Annotated in this window: 4 protein-coding genes and 1 pseudogene; 2 read left to right on the plus strand and 3 right to left on the minus strand. The window is 67.4% G+C overall.

All coding sequences use genetic code 11. The features are described 5' to 3' along the window. Together ACTIMF_RS18930 and ACTIMF_RS18935 are read right to left on the minus strand one after the other, a co-directional pair. A pseudogene (locus tag ACTIMF_RS18930) lies at nucleotides 1-287 on the minus strand (short-chain dehydrogenase); the annotation flags it as partial. Nucleotides 288-297: 10 nt separating this feature from the next. Continuing rightward, a complete protein-coding gene (locus ACTIMF_RS18935; RefSeq protein ID WP_442351831.1) occupies nucleotides 298-1566 on the minus strand; it encodes an ATP-binding protein in 1269 nt (422 codons plus the stop codon). 167 nt (nucleotides 1567-1733) lie between these two features. Here ACTIMF_RS18935 and ACTIMF_RS18940 point away from each other — a divergent pair, with 167 nt between their 5' ends. Together ACTIMF_RS18940 and ACTIMF_RS18945 are read left to right on the plus strand one after the other, a co-directional pair. Next, a complete protein-coding gene (locus tag ACTIMF_RS18940) occupies nucleotides 1734-2810 on the plus strand; it encodes a M4 family metallopeptidase (RefSeq protein WP_442351832.1) in 1077 nt (358 codons plus the stop codon). Beyond that, nucleotides 2785-3135, plus strand: a complete 351-nt coding sequence (locus tag ACTIMF_RS18945) for a protealysin inhibitor emfourin (protein ID WP_441890205.1) — start codon at nucleotides 2785-2787, stop codon at nucleotides 3133-3135. The genes ACTIMF_RS18940 and ACTIMF_RS18945 overlap by 26 nt, the downstream gene beginning before the upstream one ends. On the opposite strand, the gene ACTIMF_RS18950 is transcribed toward ACTIMF_RS18945, so the two are convergent. Then, a partial coding sequence (locus ACTIMF_RS18950) for a carbohydrate-binding protein (RefSeq protein ID WP_442351833.1) occupies nucleotides 3136-5720 on the minus strand: 2585 nt, incomplete at its 5' end.

The following is a 5720-nucleotide window of genomic DNA, read 5'->3' on the forward strand; positions in this document are numbered from 1 at the left end:
GCGAGGTCGTTGCCGCGCGTCTCGTCGTCGATGCGGTCGGGAGCGCCGGTCGCGGTGTTCGCCACGACAGCCCGGTCGGCCTCGGCGATCGCATCGCGGATCTCTTTGCGGCGAGCGCGCTTGACGGCTTTGAACATCTGCGCGGTGGCGCGGCGGACGGCGATGTAATCCGGATGCTGTTCGCTCATCGCATCCAGCGAGGCGAGCACCCGCAGGGTCGTCGCGAGATCGTCGGGATCGAGGCCGTCGCCGAATTCAGAGGTGTCGGCGGCGGGGGCATCGGTCATTGTGCCGATTTTACGCGAGCGACCTGGGAGTCGCCGCCCACAGCGCGTCCATGGGCAGTGCCGTGATCCGCTCCCCGACGGCGACGGAAGATCTGCCCGTGTGCAGGATGTACCCTGCGACGAATCGGTCGCCCAGCCGATCGCGCAGAACGCTCAGACCTGAAGCATCCTTCGCCCTGACCGTGGCCGCCGATTTGACCTCGATACCGACCACACGACCGTCAGGCGCCTCGAGGACAGCGTCCACCTCGACGCCACGGCTGTCTCGGTAGTGACGAAGCGTCGCGCGCGTCGACGCCCACGACTGCTGTCGACGCAGCTCTCCGACCACGAAACACTCCAACAGCGCCCCAGACAGAGCCGAGCCGGGGCCGAGCGAATCTGGGGCTGCACCGAGCAGCGTGGCGGCAAGTCCCGAATCGACGGGGAACACCTTGGGCTGCTTGGTCTCGCGGCTGGTCAGGTTCACCTCCCAGGCAGGCAGGGTGTGAGTCAGATACAGCGTCTCGAGGAGCGCCGTATACGGATCGAGCGTGCGTCGAGGCATCCCCGCGTCAGCCGCGAGTGAGGACCAGACCATCGTGCTTCCCATCCTTGCGGCGACGAGCCGGAGCAACCGCGGTAGATCCGTGATCCGCTGCAGACCTGAGATGTCGACGGCATCTCGACGCACGATCTGCGACAGATATGCGTCATACCAGTCCCGTCGGCGCCGGGACGACTTGCGTTGCAATGCTTCCGGATATCCACCTGCGCTGGCGCGCTCGATGTAGTCTCCCCGCACAAGTTCACTCGAGTGACCGGACAGAGCGCCCGTCGCGAAAGCGAGATCGATGAACGAGCCTGGGGACTGCTCGATCTCGCGCTGGCTGAACGGATGGAGATCGATATGTTCGGCGCGCCCGGCGAGCGACTCGTGAGTCGACGATAATTCAAGAAGGTTTGCGGATCCTGTCACGAGGAAGCGCCCCGGTCGCTTGTCGCGATCGGCTGAGGCTTTGAGCGCAATGACCAGTTCTGGTGCTCGCTGGAGTTCATCGATGACAAACAGGCCGTCCGGTGCCTGCTCGACGAACCCCGTCGGATCAGTGCGGGCGAAATCCAGAGACGCGGGATCGTCGAGCGTGACTGATATGCCGGGGCGATCGACCAACATCTGTTGCGAGAGTGTTGATTTTCCGACCTGTCGCGCTCCTTGAATGACGACGATCCTCGTATCCGCGAGCGCTTCGACAATCCGCGGAGCTACGAGCCTCTGAATCATCCCGGAGTCGACCATGGACGCGATACTATCCCTGCACTCGCCGTTTCACCGAACTCTGCTCGCCGATTCACCACATTGCGCTCGCCGTTTCACCAGCCTTTCTCCGCCGTTTCACCGAACGACAACTACCGTTCCTCCGCCCGACGGTGACTCTGTCGGCTCCCCCGCGTATCGTCGGCGATATGGATCTCAGCGCACACGACGAAACGGCACGGGGAATCGTTCCGGCCTACCTCCTCGCGCGCCTGGCGCAGTCGGGCCGCTTCACGAAGGCAGCGGATGCTGCGCGCCAGACTCTGATCGCCGGCAGACCGCAGTTCCGTGCCCGCCTGAACTTCTCGATCGACGAGAACGGCGCCCTTGTGGCCGAACTGGGCGATGCTCCGAACCGTACGATCAGCGATGCGGGCGGCACCGAAACACTGCCGGGTGCTGTCGTGCGAGCCGAAGACGAGCCGCCGGTCGACGACGCGTCGGTCAACGAGGCGTTCGACGGTCTGGGCGCGACGTTCGAGCTGCTGCTGGCGGCGTTCGCACGCAACTCGCTCGACGGTGCCGGAGCGCCCTTGAACGCCACCGTGCACTACGGCACCGACTACGACAACGCGTTCTGGGACGGCGAGCGCATGGTGTTCGGCGACGGCGACGGCGAGGTGTTCCTGGGCTTCACCCGCTCGCTCACGGTGATCGGCCACGAGCTCGCACACGGCGTGATCCAGCACACCGCGAACCTCGAGTATCGGGGCCAGCCCGGCGCGCTGAACGAGTCAATCGCCGACGTGTTCGGGGCGCTCACGGAGCAGTACGCCCGGGGGCAGACGGCCGAGCAGGCGACCTGGCTGATCGGCGCGGGCATCTTCACCGACGAGGTGCAGGGCACAGCCCTCCGGTCGATGATCGAGCCGGGCACCGCTTACGACGACGATGAGCTCGGAAAGGATCCGCAGCCGGCGCACATGAGCGACTTCGTGCAGACCACCGAAGACAACGGGGGCGTGCACATCAACTCCGGCATCCCGAACCGCGCGTTCGCCCTGACCGCGACCACGCTGGGCGGTAACGCGTGGGAGCGCGCGGGCACCGTCTGGTACCGGGCGCTGACCGGCGGGCTGTCTGCAACCGCGACGTTCCGCGATTTCGCGGATGCCACGGTGGCCGCGGCCGCAGAGGAGTACGGTGATTCGGAAGTCGCCGCAGTGCGCGACGCCTGGACCACCGTAGGAGTCATCGACGATGAACGAGACCGACGCTCCGAGTGACAGCGGAGGCACCGCCGCCCTGGTCGCGGTCGCCGTCGTGCGATCCGGCGGAGTCGCCGGCATCCGACGTCGCTGGGAGGTGCAACTCCACGCCGACGTCGACGTCTGGATCTCGCTGATCGAACGCTGCCCGTGGGCCGAGCCCGAAGAGGGATCCTCCGGCGCCGACCGCTACGTGTGGAGCATCCGCGCCCGCACGCCGCAGAGCGAGCACGAACGGGAACTGGCCGATTCCGAGCTGCGGGGCGCATGGCGCGAGCTGGTGGATGCCGTGCGCGCGGCCTCCGCGGATGACGATGATTCCGCAGGGGCCGCGCCGCGCTGATCAGCCGGCCGCGTCGTAGGTCGCGGTCTGCTCGACCGTGACCTCGTCATCCCCGACGACACCGGTGACGGACACCGACACCTCACCGGCAGGGATCGCCGCCTCGCGCGAGTTGATCAGCACCTTCGCGGTCTTCCCCGGCTTCACGTCCGCGAACGACTTCGAGCCGTACGCCGTCTCCACCACGACGGTCACCGGAACGGAGTCGTCGTTCTTCACCGCCACCGACACGTACTGCTTGCCGGCGAGAGCGCGCGTCGACGCGGCCACCGATACCGCCAGCGTCGGCTCGGGCGTCGTCAGAGCGTCGAGCGCGGCGCTCAGATCAGCGACAGCCTCGGCGTACTCCTCGTACGACGCGCCTTCCTGCACGGCCTGCGCAGCGGTGAGCGCGACATTGAGCGCCTCGATCTGCTCGGGCGCGTGCGCATCCGGGTCGACGGCCTCGGCTTGGGCGATCAGCAGCGGCAGCTGCCGCACGACGGCGAAGTCGAGTTGTCCGATCGCCAGACCGAGAACGCGTGCGGCCTCGTCCGCCTGGTCCTGCACGACACCCGCAGCACTCGCGACTCTGGTCGCCTCGTCGAGCGCGGCACGGAACACCGCGAAGTCGATCGCGACGTAGAGATCCTGGTCGGCCAGCAGGGCCTGCCCGTCCTGGATCGCCGCCTCAAGCGCGGTGAGGTCGGGCGCCGGCTGCTCGTCCGGCAGGAACTCGTACCACTGGAGGTTGCCGACGTAGTTGTACTCCTGACCGTCGATGGCATCCGCGTGCATGACGACGATGAGCGCGTGGGTCCCGGTGACCGGCCGATCGAGCGGAACCGTCGTCTCGACATAGTTGCCCCAGCCGCCGGTCTTCGGCAGTGAAACCGTACCGACCCTGGCCTCCTCGCTCACCTCGTCGAGGTAGAACTCGAGTCGCGGATCGTCTCCGACCCGCTCATCGCGCGTCGAGGCGTTCACCGTGATCCGTGTGAGCTCGCCAGCACCGAAGTCATGGCTCGCGTAGCCCAGCTGTCCGCCATCCCAGGTTCCGCCGACATTGCCGGCGGGCGGTTCGCCTTCTTTCATCAGACCGTTGCCGTTGTCCTCGACGTACGTCTCGGCCTCGATGCGAACGGGACTGACCGGAGGATCGGTGTCTTCGCCGGTCGCCGAGAACTGCGCCCAGTCGAGGTTGATGACCCAGGAGTTGCCCTCGCCGGCCGTTCCACCGAAGACGAAGTAGAGCCTGTTCGAACCGGCGAGCAGCGACGGATCGGCGATCTCGGCCTCGACGGTGGCGAAATCGTTCCACGCCTCCGTCACCGGCACGGGGACGGTGGCCGCGACCGGGCCGTCGACAGCCCCCACCCGCACCTCGACGACCTCGTCGGTCGCACTGTCGCCCGGGTGGTTCGCGTAGCGCAGCTTCACACGCACCGGGAGCGTCTCACCGAACTCCATTCCGTCGTACGCGATCCACGACCCGACGGTCACGCCGCCGATGTTGCCGACTGTGCCGCCGATCGCGTCGTCGGTCGTCTCCTGCTGCAGCGGGCTGCCCGATGACTCGTCGAACGACTCCGCCTCGATCACCCGGTACGCCGACTGCGCGATCTTCAGCGCTTCGCCGGCCTTGGTGAGGGCCGTGTGCGCGGCGCCGAGCCGATCACTGGTGGATGCCTCGTCGGCGAGTGCCTCACGTGCTTCGACGCGCGCGGTCTCGAAAGCAGCGAAGGATGCCGGGGTATACGCCCCCTGGATCACCAGCTCGGCGTCTGCGAGGAGCGCAGTGAGCATCTCTCGCCACGGTTCGTCGCGATGGATCCGCAGCGTGCCAAGCCCGGAGATGCCGTCACCGCGCACCGTCGCGGCGGCGATGCCATCGAAGGCCTCGTCGGTGAAGGCGAGAGCGAACTGTCCGCCCCGCAGGTCGCCGAGCGACCCCGACAGGTGGAGCTCGGCCGTGCCCGCGTCGCCGAGCACCGCGCTGGCGGTGAGCGATTCGGGCAGCCCCGGCAGGCTCAGCGCACCGTCGGCGATGAGGTCGCGACCGGCTTCACCGGCGAAGCGGGCTCCGCCGAGTGTCAGCGTGATCGCAGCATCCAGCGTCCCGTCCGGGGCGGCAGTGACCTGCGAGGTCGAGGTCGTGACGGTGGCGCCGACGAAGTCGACCCGAAGGGTGAACTCCCGCGTCCCGGTGGACGGTGGACGCGAGAACGCGGCATCCGACACCGTCAGTTCGACGTCGTCGATGCTGTCGAGAGCGTCGGAGTTCTCCGCCGTGCCTTCCAGGGTGAGGGCGACCGCCCTGTTCCCGGTGCGTTCGGCGACGAGACTGAGTCCCTGGGGCAGGTTCTTCGCCGAGATGGACTCGGTCAGATCATCGCCGTTCGCGCCGGCGAAGCTGCCGTTGGACAGCCCCAGCGTGATGCTGTTGCCGATCGATCCATCGCCGGCCGCAGCCTCGGAGAACGTCCGCGACGACACGGTGAGCGCGCTGACCGGGTCGTAGATGTTGCTGGGCAGTTCGTCGTTCAGTGACGAACCAGACACACTGTCGGCCGCCCACTCGGAGGGCTCATCCGCCATCTCGAACT

The sequence above is a fragment of the Gordonia sp. (in: high G+C Gram-positive bacteria) genome, assembly GCF_052106715.1.
In the GTDB taxonomy this organism is placed as follows: domain Bacteria; phylum Actinomycetota; class Actinomycetes; order Mycobacteriales; family Mycobacteriaceae; genus Gordonia.

Excerpts from the sequence above, each read along its gene's own strand:
- ACTIMF_RS18940 (WP_442351832.1), top strand. The coding sequence starts at position 1,734 with ATGGATCTCAGCGCACACGACGAAACGGCACGGGGAATCGTTCCGGCC.
- ACTIMF_RS18935 (WP_442351831.1), bottom strand. The coding sequence starts at position 1,566 with ATGGTCGACTCCGGGATGATTCAGAGGCTCGTAGCTCCGCGGATTGTC.
- ACTIMF_RS18945 (WP_441890205.1), top strand. The coding sequence starts at position 2,785 with ATGAACGAGACCGACGCTCCGAGTGACAGCGGAGGCACCGCCGCCCTG.